The organism is Posidoniimonas corsicana, assembly GCF_007859765.1.
Lineage (GTDB): Bacteria > Planctomycetota > Planctomycetia > Pirellulales > Lacipirellulaceae > Posidoniimonas > Posidoniimonas corsicana.
In genome coordinates, this window is record NZ_SIHJ01000001.1 from 2696956 (window position 1) to 2718498 (window position 21543).

At 57.2% G+C, this 21543-nt stretch carries 16 protein-coding genes; 4 read left to right on the forward strand and 12 right to left on the reverse strand.

Going from position 1 to position 21543, the window contains the following annotated elements; all coding sequences use genetic code 11:
- Positions 1 to 72 precede the first annotated feature (72 nt).
- The 10 genes from KOR34_RS10340 to KOR34_RS10380 all read right to left on the reverse strand — a co-directional run bounded on the left by KOR34_RS10340 (position 73) and on the right by KOR34_RS10380 (position 13227).
- Positions 73 to 1296: a hypothetical protein gene (locus KOR34_RS10340; protein WP_146564509.1), complete on the reverse strand. Its 1224-nt coding sequence runs from the start codon at positions 1294 to 1296 to the stop codon at positions 73 to 75.
- A 1121-nt stretch (positions 1297 to 2417) separates the two neighbouring features.
- Entirely contained in the window at positions 2418 to 4280 is a 1863-nt protein-coding gene (locus KOR34_RS10345) for an ArnT family glycosyltransferase (RefSeq protein WP_146564510.1), read from the reverse strand.
- Positions 4281 to 4289: 9 nt separating this feature from the next.
- On the reverse strand, positions 4290 to 5027 hold the full coding sequence (locus KOR34_RS10350) for a glycosyltransferase family 2 protein (protein WP_146564511.1): 738 nt from the start codon (positions 5025 to 5027) through the stop codon (positions 4290 to 4292).
- Between the two features lie 285 nt (positions 5028 to 5312).
- On the reverse strand, positions 5313 to 6011 hold the full coding sequence (locus KOR34_RS10355; RefSeq protein ID WP_390620785.1) for a MauE/DoxX family redox-associated membrane protein: 699 nt from the start codon (positions 6009 to 6011) through the stop codon (positions 5313 to 5315).
- A 140-nt stretch (positions 6012 to 6151) separates the two neighbouring features.
- Positions 6152 to 6286, reverse strand: a complete 135-nt coding sequence (locus tag KOR34_RS27320) for a hypothetical protein (protein ID WP_261342645.1) — start codon at positions 6284 to 6286, stop codon at positions 6152 to 6154.
- 298 nt (positions 6287 to 6584) lie between these two features.
- Entirely contained in the window at positions 6585 to 7652 is a 1068-nt protein-coding gene (locus tag KOR34_RS10360) for a hypothetical protein (RefSeq protein WP_146564513.1), read from the reverse strand.
- Positions 7653 to 8949: 1297 nt separating this feature from the next.
- Positions 8950 to 9657 carry a DUF1573 domain-containing protein gene (locus KOR34_RS27490; protein WP_146564514.1) on the reverse strand — a complete coding sequence of 236 codons (708 nt, stop codon included), beginning with the start codon at positions 9655 to 9657 and terminating at the stop codon, positions 8950 to 8952.
- Between the two features lie 159 nt (positions 9658 to 9816).
- On the reverse strand, positions 9817 to 11718 hold the full coding sequence (locus KOR34_RS10370; RefSeq protein ID WP_146564515.1) for an ArnT family glycosyltransferase: 1902 nt from the start codon (positions 11716 to 11718) through the stop codon (positions 9817 to 9819).
- Positions 11719 to 11812: 94 nt separating this feature from the next.
- Positions 11813 to 12082, reverse strand: a complete 270-nt coding sequence (locus KOR34_RS10375) for a hypothetical protein (RefSeq protein ID WP_146564516.1) — start codon at positions 12080 to 12082, stop codon at positions 11813 to 11815.
- Between the two features lie 218 nt (positions 12083 to 12300).
- Positions 12301 to 13227, reverse strand: coding sequence for a MauE/DoxX family redox-associated membrane protein (locus KOR34_RS10380; protein ID WP_146564517.1), 927 nt, complete (start codon positions 13225 to 13227; stop codon positions 12301 to 12303).
- A 1188-nt stretch (positions 13228 to 14415) separates the two neighbouring features.
- On the opposite strand from KOR34_RS10380, the gene KOR34_RS10390 reads away from it, so the two are divergent.
- From KOR34_RS10390 to KOR34_RS10400, 3 genes are all read left to right on the forward strand, one after another.
- Positions 14416 to 15063: a carboxylesterase family protein gene (locus KOR34_RS10390; RefSeq protein ID WP_197531310.1), complete on the forward strand. Its 648-nt coding sequence runs from the start codon at positions 14416 to 14418 to the stop codon at positions 15061 to 15063.
- A gap of 184 nt (positions 15064 to 15247) precedes the next feature.
- Positions 15248 to 16060 carry a DUF1559 family PulG-like putative transporter gene (locus tag KOR34_RS10395; RefSeq protein WP_197531311.1) on the forward strand — a complete coding sequence of 271 codons (813 nt, stop codon included), beginning with the start codon at positions 15248 to 15250 and terminating at the stop codon, positions 16058 to 16060.
- 76 nt (positions 16061 to 16136) lie between these two features.
- Positions 16137 to 17168, forward strand: coding sequence for a DUF1559 family PulG-like putative transporter (locus tag KOR34_RS10400; RefSeq protein ID WP_146564521.1), 1032 nt, complete (start codon positions 16137 to 16139; stop codon positions 17166 to 17168).
- Between the two features lie 1024 nt (positions 17169 to 18192).
- Here the strand turns inward: KOR34_RS10400 and KOR34_RS10410 are convergent.
- The gene (locus tag KOR34_RS10410) at positions 18193 to 18654 is read right to left on the reverse strand and encodes a hypothetical protein (RefSeq protein ID WP_146564523.1); all 462 of its coding nucleotides are present in this window, start codon (positions 18652 to 18654) and stop codon (positions 18193 to 18195) included.
- Positions 18647 to 19363, reverse strand: coding sequence for a ParA family protein (locus KOR34_RS10415; RefSeq protein ID WP_146564524.1), 717 nt, complete (start codon positions 19361 to 19363; stop codon positions 18647 to 18649). The genes KOR34_RS10410 and KOR34_RS10415 overlap by 8 nt, the downstream gene beginning before the upstream one ends.
- A gap of 804 nt (positions 19364 to 20167) precedes the next feature.
- Between KOR34_RS10415 and KOR34_RS10420 the strand changes: the two genes are divergently transcribed.
- On the forward strand, positions 20168 to 21478 hold the full coding sequence (locus KOR34_RS10420; protein WP_146564525.1) for a replication initiator protein A: 1311 nt from the start codon (positions 20168 to 20170) through the stop codon (positions 21476 to 21478).
- The last annotated feature ends 65 nt before the right edge of the window (positions 21479 to 21543 follow it).

Genomic DNA, 21543 nt, shown 5'->3' on the forward strand with positions numbered 1-21543 from the left:
TTGAATGCGTACGGAAGCTGCCTGGTCAATAGTGGGCTATCGATCGATCTGGCATTGCGATCCGATCTGTACCTAGTTCTGCAATCTATAGACTAATGCTACTAGTAGCAGTACTATTACTGCGACGTTGATGGCCACAAGAGTATGGTTTGGTCGATTCCCGGCTTCTGAATCAGCATTTGAGTTTATTTCAAGTCCATGTGGAAACGGATTATGTGTTAACGGCGGCATTGACGGGTCATTTTCTGATACGCGAAGGGCAACCGCAGCAAGCTGGTCGGTGCGTACGCCACTAGGTGGCACGCGGTATCGCACATCGTACCGGTGGTCAAAGACGACGGAGCCCGGGGCTCCGATAAACGAGAAAGTGTCGTCATCAAGTATCGGGGAGTTGACGACAAGGTTTTGAAAGTCGGCTTCCCACCGGAACCACTCCTTGGAGCTCGCTGAGTTCACGGTTCGTGACCGGCTTCCGTATGGCATCCAAACCCCCCCAGTCTTCTTCAACTTAGTGAGGTCTTGGTGAATATCCGTACCATTGCCCAGGGCTCGCCGATGAAAGCCTGTAACTAAGTATCCCCTATCCGGTGCAACTGAGAACCGGATATTGTAGCCCTTGGAGGAACCGACGCCTTTTGAGGTGAACTCGATCACATACTCTCGGCAGCTCAAGTCTTTGTTATGTGACTCGGTTACAGTGGCTTCAGCGCCGTTCCGTATAGCTTTATCAAAGCACTTCCGCGCACTGTCAGAGCACCAATCAATGGCGTTGGGCAGTCTGGTCATCACTAGATCTTGCCCATCCGCCCCCTTGCCATTGTAAATTGCCGTACTTAGCAGCCCCATTTCTCCTGCCGGCTCATCCCCATTGCTGTCTACGCCAATGACCCCATGGTGCGGTACATCCGCACGGAAGGTAGACAAGTAACTCGTGCCTCCGTCGAAAATATCGTCGTATGTGCGAAGCTCTTGTGCGATCCCTTCAATGGATTTGGTGACTCGGGACCGAAACCGGCCCAACGAGTCAGACCATAGTCTTTGGGTATAGACCTCAACTGGCTTATCCAGTTCGGTGTAGCGCCACCTTATGTCGGCTTGGAGGTTGTCGACAAGTGGGAAGCGTGATTCAACCTTGTCCATAATCGCACCCGCGCTCGGAAGTTCATCCCCCCCGTTGGCTGCACTCGCGGCGTTTGAGAATGCGGTGACGAGCGTCGCAATTGCGAAGAGTGCCTGAAATAGATCGTGATGATAGTTCAGATAAGTGTGGAAGATTATCGACCTGGGGTTTTTCATCTGCTAGAGCCTTGGGGAGTGTGGTCGCAGTCGTCTACGCGGCAATTGCCAGCAGGCGAGCCGTATTCGCCGGGTGGTTGACTCAGATGGGGCGTTGCCTGGCCAAGCCAGGAATGGAGATACGGACTCGCTCTCCGGAGCTTCTAGCGCGGCGTCCCTGGTGTGCCGCCCTGGCGGCTAAGCTCACAGGGTAATAGCGGTAGTACTAACGATGCGTAGTGCTCGCTTGCTCCCGAAGCAACGAGCTCGACGATTCTTTTCAATTCAAATAAGGCGATGAAGCCTGGGATGTGACAGCTGAATGCCAAGCCTCGGATACTTGCATTGTGCATCCACGAGACACCCTTCCACGGCGGTCCCACTCAGGCGCAACTCAAAGCCTTAGGTCATCAGCGTTGTCGAAACTCCTGCCAGGTTGAAACAGGATCTAGCCCCTTCAACCGTTGGAGTGGGATAAACGCAGGCATAGCTTGATTGGGACAACGATCTGTAGTTCTCGGAGACGCTGCCGCACGACCACGCGCGCATGGACGGAGGTGAGTTCGAGGTCGCCGTTGGCACCGTCGCAAGGTTTGCTGCGTTGGAGTAACTAGCCGGTGGGGCAAGATGTGTAAAGAAAGACATCAGTAGGAACCTCGTTGTCCGTCCAAGAAGTGCAGTGTTCTGTGCATGCGCCACCTTCGTCCTCTGCGCAAGATCGAGTTCTGGTGCAAGTCTCTGGAATGGATGGTGTGCACCACTTCTTGCCTGTCCCGACCGCTTTGCAGTAGGCCTTGTCAATGCCTGAATGTTGGGTGTGGAAGTTGCACGGACCACCGGCCGCGCAAGGGCTTTCGGGGCCGAACTCGTGGTAGACGCACGATTCATCGCCATCGCATGCCGTGTCGTCGGTGTCCTTCGCATAACAGTTTGAAGTCCCACCTTGAATTAGGGCTTGTGCAGCCTTCGGGAGAGCCTGAGCCGGACTCAGAGAAGGCGACAACTGTCCGGCTAGCAAAGCCGAGCTGACAGCCAAGAGTACGAATAGGGAGTTCACGGACATGAACAGAGCTCCTTTGGGAAGATATACGATGCGACAACATTCCGGCGCCTCAACAACGCTCACATAGTATGCGGCACACTTACTTGGAGTTGGATTGAAGAAGAGGGTAGACAACGGTATAGCTAACTCGTTTGCGATTTAGGGCACTTTCTTGTTGCTCTAGGAGTTCGCGTAGCTGGGATGCATTGGAGCTGCACCAGGGGTCCCAGCCTCCACCGTGTATATAGTAGACACTACAGTACTGCCCCGCCTGTGCCTCTAAAGGGGCGGGGGTTTGGTGACACGGGCAACGAAAAAGTCCAGGCGTCCTTAAGCTTCCAAGGCGTCCGACGCTAAGGCGCGAGCTTGCGTCTATCGAGCACGCGTCCCAATATACATACCTAAGGTCTTGCCCCCAATCGACGCTGCTTCCGAGCAAGTGCTCTGCCCCATTCAGCGGCCCACCAATCGACTCGTTAAAGTAACTCAAACTGTGCGGGTAGATCCATAAGCTGCTAGAGCTCAACCAGACGAGCAGCCCAGTGGAAACAACCGAGCCCACGCAAGTGTCGGCCCGGCTAACCGCATTGCCCTCTATTCGAGCGGCTTGGTTCGATTTGTCAAGTTTTCTCTCAAAGATTCGGGAGCCGTAAGCAGTAATAACTCCGCTGATCCATATAAATGCGTAGGGGAAAGCAGGCAGCACGTACCGGAAGTGTTCGCTGAAGCCAGTCTTCGAGCTCACGACGCAAAGGACGACTATCGCAGGTGTCAACAAAAGCAGAGAGTCGCGAGCGGGGGCAGGATGAACTCCCCAAAGCGACAGTAAAATGCAGGCTCCCCCTAACGTCAGCAAGCCCAGGGGCACTTTGATGAGGCCTGCGTACAGATAGTAGTGCCACCACCCGCGGTCCCTCCATTCCCCTCGCAAGTACGAAGGCCGACCATAACTCTCAAAATCCTTCTGCTGAGTGTCGATGCCCAGCAAGTAGTTCTTGGGGAACGGGACTGGTAGGTCGGCGAGCCAAGTGCTGGCGAAGCGGTTGGTGAACTCGTGTTTCGGTTCTCGGGTCTCGGAGTCCGGAGGGGCTTCGCCGGTGAACAGTTTGCTCACAAAGTGGAACTCTTTGAGCCGCATGAAACTCTCGTCGAATCCGTAGCCGAGGTTCACCACGTACAGTCCAATCGCCATCCGCAAGACCAACATGCCCGCTTCGCGGCCCCACGTGTGAGGCGTCATGGTTGCCCGGTCTTGCCAGCGGTAGGCGAGCCACAGCATCGGCCAGAGGGGGTAGAAGAGGATCAGCGTGGTCTTGGCCAGTTCCGCGAGCCCGAGTACGACGCCGGTCAGTGCTGCTTGTGCCCAGGTGGGCGTCTTGAGCCATCGCCAGAACGTGTAGCAGGCCGCCAGCCCCAATGCGGTAGCATGCGCGTCGGCGGTAATTAGCGATGCGTGGGCCAGGATGTTGGGCTCGAAGCACCAAATTAGGCACGCGATGAGTCCCGCGGTTCGGCCGTAAAGGTCGCGTCCCCACAGATAACAGACGACGGCGCCCAGCCAGCTGAACGGTATGCAGGCCCAGCGGGCGATCATCGTCAGGAAGAACGTCCGTGTACCGTTGGCAGCGACAAAATCCTTGCCCATGTCAAAGACGGGGCGGGCACCTGGTCCTTCATAGAACCCGCTCCAGTCGCTTTCGTAGCCCACGGCCATCACGGGCAACGCGGCGGCCATCCGCACCAGCGGCGGATTCACGCGGTAAAGTTCAAACCTACCAAACTTCCAGTGGCTAAGGCCGGCGACTAGGTGCCCCGGCTCGTTGAGTGTCGGGCTGTGCACGTACGCGCTGTACATCAGCAGGCTTGTGTGGACCGCCAGCAGCCCGACCACCACCCGCCCCGCGACGCGCGGCTGGTCAACCAGCTGGCCGAGCCTCTGGAAGCTGGTTAGCAGGCTGCTCATTGATTGCCGTTAGTTCCAATACCGATAACGCACAATGCACCACAATGCCCGAAGCCCGTCGCGCACTCCGATCTTCTTCCCTTCGGCGTAGGATCGCGGCGTGTAGCTCACCGGGAGCTCCGCAATCCGGCAGCCGAGCTTGGCCAGCCTTGCCGTCAGCTCTGGTTCAAAACCAAACCGATCTTCACAGAGCTTCATTTCGTCGATCGATTCGCGGCGGAACGCCTTGTGGCCGGTCTCCATATCCGTGAGCGATAGGCCCGTGAAGCGATTGGAGAGCCAGGTCAGCAGCCAGTTAGCCAAGTAGCGTTCGCGTGGAGTTTGCTGGCGGTCGCCGAGCCCGAATCGTGTGCCGTAGACCACGTCCGCTTCCAATCGGAGCAGTGGCTCGACGAGCCGCGGGATCTCTTCCGGGGCGTACTCCAGGTCTGCGTCTTGGATCACGACGATGTCGCCACGGCAGTTGGCTAGCCCTGTGCGGATGGCAGCCCCTTTCCCTCGGTTCTGTTCGTGACGAAACACCCGCAGGCGATCACCGGAGGGGTCAGCCGCCGCCGACACGCCGCCATCGCTCGACCCGTCATCAATCACGAGCACTTCGGACACGCAATCGAGCGGAAGCAGGCGGTTGACCACCTCGTTCACCTTGCCGGACTCGTTGTAGACCGGCACTATGACCGAGACCGAAGCTGTCGCGACGGTTGGGCCGGTCTCTGTTTCAGATTGTACTAGTTTAAGGGCTGGCATTCTGGATGCTCGGCTTGTCAAACGAGGCGTTCGTTGTGACGCCATCGCGGAGAGTGAATTCGACCGGCGCCTGCACGAACCATTTGCGGTCATGGGTTAGCCTTGCGTACCTCCGGCGTCGAAAGTTGTGGCCAGAGCCGTAGGGCGAACCTCCACTAACAGCACTGAAGGGCAGGCCGACGGCGCGTTCTGGGCGCGAATCACCTCGTACTTTGGGCGAGCTAATTCGCACTTGGAGCTATCGTGGCGATAGAGTAGCACCACCGACTCCCCCACAGCAAATTGTTAGGATGGCTCGAGAAATCCGCTTAGCGGGAAGGGCTGGCCAGTCCACTTCTTCGGTTCTGGTAACGTCATCCCGCCAACGTCTTTAAGCAGCGGGATTGCTTGCGCCCCACTGGGGGCAACCAACGCGAGGCACGGGCCGCCTAACGCGACGTATCTGGCGAACGCGACACGCATTGCGCGAGGGCGGCGAAACTCGGTTTCGGGCCTGACAAGCGTCAGCGCGCCTAAGACAACAACGTTGAGCCCGACCGACCACCAAGGGGTGACCTTGATCAGGCCGAAGCAGCCGCATGACTCGGCGCCGCCAAGCACACGGTACGCAAAGAACGCGGAGAACACCAACAGCACAGTCTGGGTGGCTCGTCGCGATTGGCGGGGCCAGGCGTACCACAGCAGGGCTATGCCCAGGGCGGTCTCTGCTTGGACGGCTAGCAGGATAGCCCACTGGGGCACGCTGTACGCGGACTCCAGCAGCGCCGACTCCCCGGGCGATGTCGCTTTTACAAATGCTGAGGTAATCAGCAGAATCCCAACCGCCACGCGGGCAGTCGCCCACGCCGATGAGGATTCATTGGCAAAAACCTTGATAGGGTTGCTGGCGGCGAACTCAGGCATTACGAGAACCTCGGATAGGCCTGAGTTCGCCGCCCGCTTCTGCAGGCTGGTGTAGTCGGGGATCGCGATGCCAACGCCCATCAGCTTCACTAGCGATCGTCCGATACCTGTGGTTTAACGGTAGGTCAGCGAAAACATCTCGTGCAGCGACAGCAGGCAATGGATTGCCTCGTCGCTGAAGGTATACGGGGCTCCCCCCGCATCTCGGCATTCTAACGCTCCTAGCCGAGGCTCACGTCCTTTTCCAGCCACAGCGTCACGTCGCTGCGGCTGACAAGCAACTTGTGGTAAGCCTTCGAACTCCTGACCTTGTACTCCTTGCCAGTCGCGCGGCCCGCCACCCAGGAGCTTGTCAACGTTCGCTCCGTCGCGAGGAGATGAAACCCTGTCCAATGGCGTTCTAAGCGGCCCGGCAAGTGATTGTTCGACAAGGCCAAATGGAATGCCGCCTTCTGTTCTTATTGCCAACAGTGAGTGTGCCCACTCGGGACGCTGGTGCCACCGATAAACCCCGATGATAACCTCTCGAGAATCCACCTCGATCGCAAGGTTTAGGAATGCTCAACCACACCTTTCAGGCAGTGGCAGTACAGGTCGCTCCTGTAAGATGAAGTAACGGCAAAAACACTTTCTGTACGATAAGAGCCGAGTCAACTATCGATAGAATTTCATCTTTGCTCTCATGATCGCCAATAAAGTTAGTACGACACAAGCAAGGATGTTAATGACTAGAAGTACCTTGTGGCGCTGAGGCGTCTCGCCAGGTCTGCCCAGGGCATCGCTGGCATCTCGCCCGCCAGTGTCATCTGAGTTCATTCGCCGTAAGGTGCCACCCTCCCAAACCATGCCAGTCGCTCGCCCTGACGTCGAATCAACGACGCGTGTCCCCTCAGGAAGGTTGAAGCCCTCTAGTGTGAACGCTTCGGGGGGAGTTTTGCCTAAAGACACTCTACTTACTTCAATTTCCATGTCTTGGGTAATCTTATCACCATACCTCACCACCGTGTGTGACTTTAGGGGGAACCAACTCGTGGTGTTATTGCCCACCACTGATTGATAAGAAGTCTCAATAATGGCATGCGACAGCTTATCGAGCCCAGCAGCACGCCATGTTCTCTCCACTCGGGTGAGCTGGCCGTCGAATCTATCATCCATTGTGATTGTCAGCCGGCCATTCGCCTTGGTTCCAAATTCATAATGCCTAACACTACCGTCCTTGCTCGCATCGTTTGGAGACAACTCAACCTTCGGGATGCCAAGGAAGTCGCGAATGTTGCGATACGGGAAACGCGCCCGCAACGAATAGACCCCGTCGAGGGTTGTTCCGATCCCACGTGGGTCGAACATATACTGATTGAGGAATGGTTGATTTACAGATTCCGCCGACGTTCGCTCCACCAGCAACTCCTGTCCCGGGTCATGCAAGAAGACTTGATCTGTCAGTGCCTTTCGGTCCCATGGGCCCCAGCCGTCCATGAGTGGAGAAGTTGCACGCGTGTCAAAACGAATTCTACTCTTATCGAAGAAAACACTGTGTTGAAAGACAATCGAGTTCTCATCGAGCCTGTCCCTTACTTCCACTAATGCAGTTCCTGACTCGTACAACTCGTCTCGGTATGCGACTAAATCGTCAATCGCATCTGATTGGGCAATGGACGCCCCAATACAGGTCATGAGAAAGGCAGATAGAACACCCATGCGAAGATCGCACTGACTCGCCATCACAACCACTCTTGTGTTTCTGCAGGCGAGTCGCGTGAGTGTCGACGATAATGGCCTGGAGGAGTCAGGGCTACTCATCAATCGATTCTTGCGAAGTGTCTTAAGTCAGCACTGTGGAAGCAGATCAGCACTTGTGCGTCGCCCGGCAACTAAAACGAGCGATCATCGTCATCAGTTCATTCGACGCATTACACCTTTCCTGCGTGGGCAAGGCGTATCGCAATTCATTGCAGAAAGTGCTGTCGCAGCCTTGAGTTAGGCAGTGCAGTCTACACATTCAACAGTGGCGTATACTGCAGTCCCAGTGACAACCGCTTTGCCCGTAGCTGGATTTATCAATGGCGTACCCTGTCCGCACCCATTTCCAGTCCAAGTGCAATTGTACCAAGTCTCGCAAATCCCGTTTCCTATGTTTTCGCACCTATCCGTTGTAATATCGCCTCCACCGACGCACGAGTTGTGCCTGGGCTGTCGGGTATTCATTGCTCCCGAGCAGGTTTCGGGGGTCGACCCCGAGCAGGTAGCTGCCGTTCCGCATGGAGCGAGCGGAGCCGGATTAGTGCCGTCACAGCAGGGAGCAGATACAAGCGGTGCAGCCAGAGTCGCTAGGAAAAGTAAAGTGGCAAGACTTGTCAAAAGTGCTCTTTGAAAGTGTTCAGTTCGAATAAGCACGCGAATCTCCTAAATTACTAGTGGTTCACCGGCTCTCGGCCGAGCTGGGAATCCTGCATATGGCGGAGTTGGCGTCATTGGGCGATGTAGTCGCAGCATATGACGGCAATTCAAGAGCATGGATTAGTGCACGCTACGGCGCCGTAAGCGTCCTCATACTCTTTCTCTGGTACGCCAGTTACCGGATCTACGAGGGGCAATCCCTGCACGCACTGTCCAGATTGCCAAACGCATTTGTAGTACTGATAACAAGTAACGCGGCCAATTCTCTCACACTTCTCTGTGCACTTGTCTTCACCAGGGCCCGGAGAGAGGCAATCCCACGTTCCTCCCGAAATAACAGTGATAATAGCCTGATTGCAGGAAGGCTCGTCATAGTTTGTAGAGTCACAAGTGCCGCCTCCCCCCCGCTCCGGGGCAGTCAGTGTATTGGGCTGGATAGGTGCCGTCGCAGTTGGGATTCCCCAGGGTTGTCAACGGTTGAAGCGTGCAGCATGCAGTGATCCAGATGGAGGCCAATCGAAAGTTAGAACCGCTCTTTCTGCCATAAGAGGTTGTTGCCATTTGTTTGGCCTCCCTTGGTTAGGCTGGTCGACCGAACCAGCAGCTGCGACTTGCCTAGGATTCAGTTGTGAAGAATTTCAACCGGCAATTCTGCGGTGGGCTGTCTCGTGTTGTCGGTGACTACGGTAACGCCCGAATGCGACGGAGTGCCGGGCCAATCGCTAGGATCAAACTCGATTGTGAGCAAATTCGGATTGGAGGGATGCACAGCAGCCTTAATCCACGTATTGCGAGGTTCGCAGCGTAGGATAGTTGGTGCATCTGTTCCGATCAGTGATTCAATCCTAAGCACTTTTCGTTGTTTCGAATGCGAGCTGAAGGCGATGGCACCGTGCGGTTGGAATGCGTAATCATCTTCGATGTCGGCGCTAACGAGGATTGAGCTTCTCTGCTGCGGTACTCTGTCACTCACCTTGTAGTCGATCAGTATCGACGTGGAGAATTGACCTCTTCTTCGACCGATATCAAACGCACACTTAATGGTGAGTAGTTGGCCAGGAAGGACGGAGTCTGTGGTCGCAGTCGCTTCAGAGCACCCGCAGCTCGTTCGAATCGTGCTGATTTGCAACGTGCTTTGAGAGCCATTCCTTAGGAATAAGGTCTCGGATAACGTTGCACCAGGATCTAGCGATCCCAAATGTATTGAAGTCTGTGCGGGCAATCCCTGCAATTGAGGCGAATTCCCATTGTCTGACTGCAGGAGTCCGTAACCGCTCCATAAGGCGACAACAAACGCCAAAATCGCAGTTGACTCCCAAGCACGCGTCATCTGTCAGGCTCGCGATAATCGTGTAGTTGCCCTTGCAGGAACCTCAGGACCCCTTTCCTGCCAATTGCGAGGTAGCCTGGGTTTCGGATTCCAAGTTGGAGATTAGCAACACAAGTGGCGCGGGAGGGCCGCTCAACATGTTGCGTGGAATGTACTAGTTCAATCCGCGATCCCGTATTCCCCTGTAGCCGACCAAGGCGCAAGCACGGTTAAGCCATAACCAGTTTGGGACCTTAACGCTCTACCTCGTCGGCGATTACGTGGTTCTGTACCGGTCTCACTTAGTATATTCAGTCGTGTAATAGCGGAAGCATTCAAGACACGCAGTACGGCTACATCCTTCAAATCGCACAGCAGAGAATAGGAAGTAGCGTTACTGATCGCTATGAAGCAGTCGGCGGGGTGATAGGTTACGGCATTCTCCGTTAGGTCCAAGCGTAAATCGGGATTCGTCACACACCAGCTCTCGAGATAGTAGTAGTCTTGTCCCCAATCTAAGTTGCTCCCAAGTAAATGCTTCGCCCCATTCAGTGGTCCACCAACGGTCTCGTTGAAGTAGCTCAGGCTGTGTGGATAAATCCACAAGCTGCTCGCGCTGAGCCAGGCGAGCATCACGGCGGGTGTGATCCATCGAAGCGGAACTCGAAGGCGGCGGGCCGCACGTGAGGTTATTAGAGCGTACTCTTTCGCTCTGTCAAATTCTGTGTGAAGAGAATTACGATCTGAGTCGCGGAATATGCCCCCAATCCAAATAAAGAGGAACGGAAACGCCGGTAACGCATAACGAAAGTGTTCGCTGAAGCCGGTTTTAGAGCTTACGACGCAGAAGATGAGCAACGTTGGAAATAGCAGAACCAGTTCATCGCGGGGAGCTTTCGGCAGTGTCCTATCGGCAGTCGGCGCTACTCGCTGTTTCAGCCACAGCATTGCCGCGAGAAACGCGAGCAGCAACGCTGCTACGGGGACTTTGATAAGTCCCGCGTACAGGTAGTAATACCACCATCCGTTGTTTCGCCACTCGCCCCGCAGGTACGAGGGGCGGCCGTTGCGCTCGAACGCTTTTTGTTGGATATCGATGCCGAGCAGGTAGTTCTTGGGAACGGGGACGGGTAGCTCGCCGACCCAGGTGTTGGAGAAGCGGGTGGTGGGGGCGGGGTTTGAGATTCGGGTCTCGGGTGCCGGGGGGGCTTCGCCGGTGAATAGGTTGCTTACGAACTGAAACTGGTTGAGCTGGGTAAAGCTGCCCTCGAAACCGTAGCCGAGGTTCACCACGTACAGACCGATTGCCATCCTAATCGCGAGCATGCCAGCCTCGCGAGCCCATGCCCTAGCGGTCATGGCCGCGCGGTCCTGCCAGCGGTAGGCGAGCCACAGCAGCGGCCAGAGCGGGTAGAACAGTATAAGCGTTGTCTTGGCCAGCTCAGCCAGTCCAAGCACCACGCCCGTCAGCGCTGCCTGCACCCAGGTGGGCTTCTTGAGCCATCGCCAGAACGTGTAACAGGCGGCAAGACCTAGCGCCGTAGCGTGGGCGTCGGCGGTGATTAGCGACGCATGGGCGAGGATGTTTGGCTCAAAGCACCAGATAAAGCAGGCGACCAGTCCCGCGGATCGGCTGTAGAGGTCTCGCCCCCACAGGTAGCAGACAATCGCGCCCAGCCAGCTAAACGGGATACACGCCCAGCGGGCGATCATCGTCAGGTACAACGTCCGCGGGCCGTTGGCGGCGACAAAGTCCTCGCCCATGCCAAACACGGGCCTAGCGCCGGGGCCATCGTAGAACCCGGACCAATCTTCTTCATAGCCCACCGCGATTACGGGAAGCGCGGCCACCATTCGCACGAGTGGCGGGTTGACCCGATACAGTTCAAACCGCCCGAACTTCCAGTGGCTGAGGCCGGCCACTAAATGTCCCGGCTCGTTGAGCGTGGGGCTGTGCACGAAGGCGCTGTACATCAACAGGCCCGTGTGCACTATCAGCAGCCCGAGTACCACCCGCCATGCGATCCGCGGCTTATCGAGTAGCTGGGCGAGGCAATGGAAGCTGGCTTGCAAGCTGCTCATAAGATTGATGCTAGTTCCAGTACCGATAAGGCACGATGCACCTCAACGCCCGAATCCCGTCGCGTCCGCCGATCTTCTTCCCCTATGCGTAGAATCACGGAGTGTCGCTCACGGGGAGCTCCGCAAACCGCCAGCCAAGCTTGGCCATCCTAGTCGTCAGCTCCGGTTCAAAACCAAGCCGATCGTCACAGAGATTCACTTCATTGATCAACTCGCTATGGAACGCCTCGTGGCCGGTTCCCATGTCGGTGAGCGACAGGCCCGTGAATCGATTAGAGAACCAAGTCGGCGCCTGATTCGCAAAGAAGCGTTCGCGGGGAGATTGCTGGCGGTCGCCGCGCCCCAACCGGGTGCCGTAGAGCACGTCCGCCTCCAATCGAAGCAGTGGCTCGACGAGCCGGGGGATCTCTTCCGGGGCGTACTCCGGGTCCGCGTCTGACGACAACTTCAGTCACGCACTCCAACGCAAGCAGGCGATCGATAGCCTTGACCACCTTGCCGGACTCGTTGTAGACCGGCACGATGACCGAGACCGAAGCTGCAGCCAGGGTTGTGCCCGCCTCCGCATCTGGTTGTACTCGTTCAGGGGATGGCATGCTGGATACTTGGCAGATCAAGCGAGGCGTTCGTGACGGCGCCATCGCGGAGTGTGATTTCGATTGGCGCCTGCACGAACCACTCGCGGCGGTCGGTGAGCCTTGCATAGTTAGGGTTAGGCATCGCTTGGTCCGTGCCGTACGACGGAATCTCGACGAGTAGCACGAACGGGCCTGCGGAAGCTGCGTTCTGGGCAGCCAGCGCCTCGTACTTAGGTCGGGCCGCTTGGCACTTGGGGCAATCGTGGTGATAGAGCAGCACAACCCACTCGCCGGTAGCGAGTTGGCGAGACGGTTCAATGAACTCGCTTAGCGGGAAGGGCCGGCCGACCCACTCCTCCGGTTCTAACAGCGTCATCCCGCCGATGTCTTTCAGCAGCGGGTTTGCATGAGCCTTGCTGGGGGCGACCAAGACTGCCAACGCTAGGCATAGGCCGCCAACAACTGCGTAGCTGACAACCGCGAGACGGGTCGCGCGCGGGTGGCGACGGTCGGTTTCCGGCCTGCCAAGGTTTAGTGCGCCCAACACAACAACATCTAGTCCCAGCGTCCACCACGGGTTGACCTTGATCAGGCCGAAGCAGCCGCACGACTCGGCGCCAATAATCGCTCGGTACGCAGAGAACGCGGCGAACACCAAGAACGTGGCTTGGGCGGCTCGCCGCGTCTGGCTGGGCCAGGCGCCCCATAGCAGGGCGGCCCCCAGGGCGATCTCTGCCTGAATAGCCAGCAAGATAGCCCACTGGGGCACGTTGTACGCGGACTCCAGCAACACCGACTCCCAGGGCGAGGTCGCCTTGAGAAGCGCAGAGGCAATCAGCAAAACGCCAACCGGCACGCGGACGGCCGTCCACACCGATGGGAGTCGATCTGGGAACGCCTTGTTAGGGTTGCTGGCGGCGAACTCAGGCATACACGAAAACCTCGTTTAGGCCTGCGGAGGCTTGACCCACCAGTTGTACAATCTCAGCACGAGAGCGCCCGATGCCGAAAGGATCACGAGCGCTGCTTGGATGGCTGCTTGATCATCTGTAACCGGTGGGCCGTTCACGAGCCGCAGTAGCGGCGCTAACGCCACAACCACCCAGCACATGAACTCGATGGCTGGTGAAACCTCTCGAAATTTAACGCCTGACGCGATGTTATCGCTTGCGGATTCGTCGGGCTGTTCTTGCTCGTCTCGAAGCAATTGTCCTGGCTGCCTCACACTGGACATTTTGGAAGGGAATCAAGCAGCCCGTGTAGCCATTCACCAGGGTCGAGGATCGAGAGTGTGCGAAAGAGTGCTGTTGGGCAATCCGACCACCACTCTCAAGGGCGAGCGGACTCTGAAAAACAAACTTGACTTGAGCTGCGAAGAACCGTATGCTCTGTGTACAAAGTCAAGATTGCGGCGTCAACAAAAAAACGAAGTGTTTTCATCATTTCAACACCGCCGTCGAAATGCCCGAGACACCCGAGCTGGCATCGGCAAACTAGAGCTGCTCTTGGTTCTGGCAATTCTCTCCCTCATGCTTCAGCTTTTCCCTTCGCTTTGGGGAAGCTTTCTTTTTGCCATAGATACTCGCAATTGGAGCCGGTCGGCTTGGTTGCTTCTCAACGGCTTGATCATTCTAGGGTTAGTTGGAATCCGGCTTGGACCAGAACTAGTTGCTGGTTGGCGTGCTCAACCACGCTCCAAGAGAATTCGTCGTCGAAAGAGGCCGCTTGCGATGCGGGTCCGAAGAGGCGACTGGAAGGATCTCGACGATAAGAGCCAGAGAGAGCTGTTCGAGAGGATGCAAGAAGCTCGCAAGAAGCAGACGATCTAGGCCACCAGCTAGACGGGCTCCTCTGATTCAGCTTCGCCTAGTGGATCGTCGAGCAGCCTGAACTAATGGGATTGCTTAAGGAAGCTTCGTTGCGAACGCCAGACGGGAAGGTTAGTCCGGGCCTTGGTGAAGGGCCTGACGGCCGAAGGTCAAGAGTTGGACGAGAAACTCCCGTCCTCGAGATTTTGCTCGCAGCTTCGCTAGCTTGCCTCTTCCTTCAAATTGCTTGGCCGTATGTGAATGACTGGCGGAACCGGCCGCGTGCCGGCTGGCAGGTCGAGCAACATTTCATGGATGAGCAATCCGCAACTGGAACGCAATACCTGCTCTATCTCCCCGACGCATACTCCCCAGAAGGGCAGCCTTGGCCGTTAGTCGTCTATTTGCATGGCAGTGGGCTTCGAGGCAGGGACCTCGATCTTGTGGCGAGCGAAGGCCCCCCACGATTGGCACGAGAGGGCGAACCACTTCCATTTATATTGGCTTCGCCCCAATGCCCCCAAAATCAGTCCTTTGACCCAAAGATGGTTCGGTCTCTAGTCGAGCACGTTGTCGAACAACACCAAATAGAACGGGAGAAGATCTATCTCACGGGCTACAGCATGGGGGGATTCGGAACGTGGCAGGCGGCAGCCGCCTATCCAGACCTCTTTGCCGCATTTGCTCCATTGTGCGGCGGCGGCAACCCAGACGAAGCTGAGAGCTTGGCCCAAACGCCGGTCTGGGCGTTCCACGGCGATCAAGACAAGGTCGTTCCTCTCGAACAAACTACGCTAATGACAGAGGCGGTCACCAACGCCGGTGGAGAAGTCACTCTCTCGATACTCCCTGGAATGGGCCACGCTATTTGTGACGATGTCTACTCCGATCGCTCGCTGTTCGACTGGCTGCTCACGCACCGCAAACGGGTCCCTCTTGAAGCTGAGGTGGCAAAGTGAGCGTGCCTCACCGAGGTAGCCTAGTGTGGCGGTTGATTGGGGCAGCAAATGGTGGGCGGATTTTGATTGCAAATCTTCGCGTACTTCGTTTAACTTGCCGAAGGGCGTAAGAGGGTTCTAGAGTTGTGCCCGTATCAATGAAAGAATGTTTGGGGCCTTAGCCATGCGGAACCCACACGCTCAAATGCGGCTGCAGAGTGGCTTCACCCTTGTTGAATTGCTGGTGGTGCTGGCGATTATTGGAGTGCTTGTCGGGTTGCTGTTGCCAGCTGTTCAGATGGCACGCGAATCTGCTCGGCGTTCCACCTGCACTAATAACCTGAAACAGCTCGCACTGGCGATCAAATTGCACGAGCAGACTCACGGGACATTTCCCACAGGGGGGTGGGGCCCGGACTGGGTCGGAGATCCGGATCGAGGATACTCGCCGAAGCAGCCCGGGGGCTGGATTTACAATGTGCTCGTCTACCTAGAGGCTCAAGAGGTCCGAGACCTGGGCCATGGCGCTAGTGCACAGGACAAACGCCTCGCCGCCTCAACGCTCTTAGCGTCTCCGCTCAATGTCTTGCACTGCCCGAGCCGAAGGCCCGCGTCACTCTATCCCTACGCAGGCCCTCCGCAGCTGCAAAACGCCGACCCACCATTGGCGGTTGCGAAGACGGACTACGCGGTTAGCACAACGATCGCCCACGAACGTTCTGAGGTGATAGCTAGCGAGATCCAACTCCAACGAGGTCTGAGCAAATCGGTGTTTGTGGCGGAGAAGACTGTTTCTCCGTCGCACTACCTGGATGGAAATGCCGAGGGGGACCAGCTTTCCGCCTATGTGGGAAGTTGCTCAGATCTCGCGAGAAGCGTTGAGGGGGTGCCGTCACTCGACTCCGGGGGCGATGCAGTCGGACTCGGTGGCCCCCACCCGGGTGGTTGTGTTACTGCCTACGGAGACGGTTCTGTTCGGCTAGTCCCAGCCGGGCAACAGTTCGAGTCGGCCCGGTAGCGATCATATTGCCTCGTTGGTGCTCGGCAGATGCCGGCCACAGGGCATCAACCAATACTCTTGGGAGCACCGACCTATGGGCACCAAATGTCGAAACGCGATCAGCCTCGTAGAAGTTCTCATCGTGATTGCAATTATCGCGGTGCTCGTGCAGCTACTTCTTCCGGCGGTTGAGTCTTCCCGGGAGGCCGCGCGACGAGCGGCTTGCAAGAACAACCTGCGCCAGCTTGGTCTGGCGGTCCAGATGCACCACGATACCCACTCGGCGATGCCGACCGCAGGGTGGGGATGGGCGTGGATTGGCGATCCCGACCGCGGGTACGGAGAGAAACAGCCTGGCAGCTGGGCGTACCAGCTCCTGCCCTACATGGAGAACCAGACTGCGCATGATATCAGCGCAGGATTGCGTGGCGAGGCTAAACGTGACGCACTCGCTGAATTGGCCGCCACACCTGTCAAGCTTCTCTACTGCCCCTCCCGACGGCTCCCGCGGGCGACGCCGAATGTTGGCCCTCCCATCTCGGACATCGACGAGAGTGCTCCCGACATGCACTGGTACAATGCGACCAAGTCGGAGAAGTGCGCCCGGATGGACTACGCCGCAAACGTCGGTGACACGTTCGTCTACTGGAGCGAAGGCCCAAATCCCGAGAGTGCAGAAAAGGGCGACGGGTTTTTCAACTTTATGACGGCCGGCGACCGGAGAGAAGTTTCGGTTAAAGACGTGACCGGGGTTGTTATCCAGCGCCATCCATTCTCTTTCGCGCAGGTTACTGACGGCCTCAGCAAAACCATTTTTGCTGGAGAGAAGCCGATCACGATCGAGGCGTACAAGGCGGGCTGGAACGGGAACGACGATCAGCCTTGCTGGAATGGCGATGACCTCGACACGACGGCCAGCACCCGATATCAACCACGCCGCGACACGTCGGTGGAGGAAACGACAGCCGGGGGGATCCCTTTTGGCAGCGCCCACCCAGACTCGATGCATGTGCTCTTCTGTGACGGCTCGGTTCAAGCGATCTCCTATAGCGTGGAATCGGAGGCGTTCCGGGCCTTCGGGAACCGGAGGGACACGTTGACTGTCACGTCGGACAACTCTCCGTAGGCGCTGGCCTAACCAGGTATCCGGAAATCACTACATGCGCCCAGTCAGTCAACTATCGGTGGTCCCATTCGTCTGCCTTATCGCAGTGAGCGACGCATTCGCGACGGCCCCAGACGATGCCGCAGAAAAATGGAGCATCGAGTGGGGGCTGGCAGCCTACCATGAGTACAGAGGCCCACGTGGTGAAAAGCGTGTTCTGCCCTACCGCCTGTTCCCGCCAAGGACGTCGGAGGGCGATAACAGGGACTACCCGCTGGTTCTATGGCTCCACGGCCACGGGGCCGAGCCCGGCGACGACAATCGATCGCATGTCGCCCATATGGATGACACTATGTATTGGGATCCCGACGAGCTCGGCGAGTTCCCGTTCTACGTGCTTGCTCCCCAGTGCCCGGCAGGATCTTTTTGGGTGGGTGACCCTACGGTTGAAGGGGAAGTGTTGACAACTGTCATGGAGATCGTTGATGAAGTGTCAGCGAGTGAACCGATAAACCCTGATCGCATTTCCGTAGTAGGTATCTCGAGCGGTGGTAGTGCAGCGTGGGAATTGGCGGAACGTTTCCCAGAGCGATTTGCCGCCGTGTTGCCTCTCGGGTCCGGCGGAGGCGATTTCAGTTCGGCGAAAGAACTTTCCAAAACCCCGATTTGGGCTTTCCACTCCAAACGCGACAACGCGGTTCCTATTACGGGTGATCGACGAACAGTCTACTCGGTCCAATCGCACGGTGGGCAATGCGCGTTGACTGAGACACCAGGGTTTGGGCATGACTGCTGGTGGCCAGCGTTTCAGCAATGCGGCGCCAGAGAATGGCTTCTACTGCAAGAAAGGGGGACTATCTCGTCCCCTCCTCCTGGTCGTGTTCCCTCGGGTACTCGTTGGAGTTGGTTTTCTCAAGAGTATTTGGATCCAGAAGAGATCCTAGCAAGGTCTCCGATTCCAGTTGCTGTTATCGGAGTCTTGGCATACTTGACCTATCGAAAGCGATACGCTTGAAAGAAATCTCTTCAAGCTGGACTCAAAGATTCAGTTCGATGGCACAATACTTGAGGAGTACTTTTCCTCCAGCATTGCGAGCCCTTCGTCAAAGAACTCTTGTTTGTTCCCGGTAAATTCACCTTGAGATTTGAGCCGGTAGAAGATCCGCTCGAGGTGTTCGACCCGCTTCTCACGAACCTTGTGGCCGGCGGTTACCCAACGGCTCTCGGCAAGTGCTTGCTGACGCTGCTCTTGCCTTTGGAGCTCTTCCTCCCGGCGCTTCCTGGCGGCGTCAGCGGCTCGCTTCTTGGCGGCCGCCTCTTTGTCAGGTTCTGAATCTGTTGGCTTGTTCGAGTCCCCGTCGACACCTGAAGCCTGCGTCGAGGCAGGCTTGGCATTCGCTTTCGCGTTGCGATCGAGGCGTCGCTGTTCAAGGCGAGACTGGATGTCGTCAAGTTTCTCAACGGGGTCAATCTCTCCCATGATATTGTAGGCGGAACTGTTACTCATTGGCTGCTTTCCCCGGTTGCGTTAGACGTTGCACGATCACTTCGTAGACAAACGCTGCGATGTCCATCGCACACTTGTCGCTGCTCTTTACCCGATTGGCATTGGGGTTCCGAGTTACAAACTCGCACATCCGGTGCCACTCGTAGTAGCGAAGCTCTGCCTCGGCGACCTGGTACCCGGCTTCGACAAGCTGCCTCCGGTAGTTGACCGCACTCCGGCTTCTTCTCCCCTGCCCCAGCGGTCGCACCTCGTTGAACACAATGACCGATTCGGGCTGGCCGTTCTGGCGCAGTTGGAGCCGCCGGATCATCCGCAGCACCGAGTTGCTGCCTCGGACGTCCTTGAGCGAGAGCTTGATAGGCACGACAACCAGGTCCGCCACCGTGCAAATGGTTGCGACCTCCTCGCCCGAGGTCTGACCCGGGGCGTCGAACAGGATAATGTCGTGCTCAAGAGCTAGCTCCTGGATGGCGTCGTCGATCTCAAACGCCGTCTTAGCTCGCCGGATCTCAATCCGCGGTTCGAAGCGATTCAACGCCCCGGCGTTGATCCCTCCTTCCTCTCCGTCGATAAACGCCACGCTGCGGCCCTGGTCAAAGAGCTCAACCGCCGAGTTCAGAGCGAGCGTTGTCTTTCCTGGCCCGCCCTTGCCGTTGCAGAAGCCGATCACGAAGGGGCGCCCACTTTCGTTCTTAACTTTCTCGTTCATGAACCGACGCTAGCACGACCTCTGACAAACTGGCAAGATACTTTCGCGACCAAGTGCTCAGCTGGTTTTGAACGCGCGCGCCAGCGAGATTTCTTACCCAAGCACGAACGCGCGTAGTTTACCGGCGGTCAACGAAGAATGTGAGTTGGTGAGGGATTGCCTCGATTACCATCGGCGCGAGAAGGGCGCTGGCGTCGCGCTGACGAGACGATCGATCGTCGACCTAGGGGTGAGGTAGGCTCGAAAGATATCGCTCACTAGCGGCCACACAGGCGACGGCCCAGATCGAGAGCATTGAAGCTTCATGGGCGCTGAAATTCCGGTGGCAGGCAACAGCGGGCCTCGGCGGATCGGCTGATGCCACTCGAACTCTCTGGCTAGCTCGTGGGAGTGGAGCTGGCCAAGGTTCCCGCCAGCAATCAGTTCTTGCCACCACAGTTCAATCCGGTCTATGGTCAGCTTTAAGGCGGTTAAAGCAGTTGAGGCTCGGTGGGTTGGCGTCGGTAGGACCACGACGTTATCTGACCGACAGTTCGGGAACGTTGAACGACCGACAGGGGACGTTAACTGACCGACAGTTGCCCCGTTAATCGACCGACAGTCGATCGTTATCTGACCGACGGTTTGTCGTTAAACGACCGACCAAACGCCCCCGATTCGGCAGCGACTTCGCGGGGTTAGAAGGCCCTTATCTAGAGATCTAGAAAGAGTAGAGATCTAGAAGAGCTCTTTTTGACTAACTAGAGAACCACATTTAGGAGGCAAGTGCGAGCAAGTAGAAACACTCACATCATTTCGGACGAGATGAATCTGGCTGAGTTTCCGCTCAGCACCATCGGCGAGCGGGCGCCTGCTGGCGTTGACCGACTCGTCTTTGAAGACGAGGGCATCGACCCGAGCACCGGCGAGCGGTCCGCTCGCCGGGTCACAGTACTTGGGCAGGCGCCCTTTGGGCTTCCCACCTCAGTAGATGACGAGGTGCTGATGGGGTGCCTCCGGGCAACTAAGGACGCAGGGTTTGATAGCCGGAGAGTTGACTTTGAACCAGCATCGTTTCTGCGGGCCATGCGGTGGAGTACCGACGGGCCTGCCTACGCAAGACTTCGCCGCGCTCTTGACCGGTACTCAACGGTTTCGGTGGTCTCTGAGGGCGCCTACTGGCACAAGGGCAAACGCAAGCCGGTGCGAGACGTGGTCGGGATCCTTGACCGGTGGCAGTCAAGCGGCCGCGACCGTGAAACGGGGCTTCCCGAGAAGGCGTTCTTTGTCTGGGGAGACTTTATGTGGGAGAGCTTTCAAGCGGGGAACTTGCGAAACCTTGACTACGACTTCTTGCTTGGACTTGAGCACGCGATATCTCGTCGCGCCTACCGCTTCCTTGGCAAGCGGTTCTACCACAACAAGAGTATCCGGATGGGGCTTAAGCATTTTGCGGTCAACAAGATCGGCATGAGCGACAAGAACCACAACGGCCAGATCAAGGCGACGCTCAAGAAAGCTCACACCGAGCTGGAGCGAAAAGGGTTCTGCCGGGCTGAGTATGTCGGCCGGGGCCAGCAGGCCGAGGTCGTTTACCACGCCATTGGCGCCGAGCAACAGCAGCCTCGCGATCCGCTCGTGGGCGAGTTGCGTCGCCGTGGGGTAAGTGGGGCGGCAAAGTTAGTTACCGCTGACAACAGGGAACGAGTTCGGCAGGCGATCGCCAACTATGACCACCGGCGTGATTGTGGCGAGAAGGTAGGCCCCGGATGGCTGCACCAGTGCATTGTCGCGGACAGTGCGTACAAGTTTCGAGACGACTACGTTTCACCAGAAGCGGTAGCGAAAAGGAGGCAAGCATCGGCGGCGTCTGACGCTCGCAAGGCAAAACGGACCGAGCGACTAGAGGCCAGCGAGGATAGTGCGATGCAAAGAGAGAGGAAACGGTTTGGCGCGTTCATTCAGTCGCTAGACGAAGAGGCTTACGAACAATTTCGAGAGCAAGCGATTGCCGCCAGCTCTGCCTATGGAAAGTCGCTCCGGACCGCCAAGCCAGAGACGATGCCGCACTACGCGACGTACCTGGAGGCGGCGCTTCTCGGGCACTGGCGGAGAACGGTCTGCCAGCGTGACTAGGCGAAAGTTAAGTTATCCCACGAGGAATGTGACGGCAGGGGAGGTGTTCTCTATGCGGGCCTTTC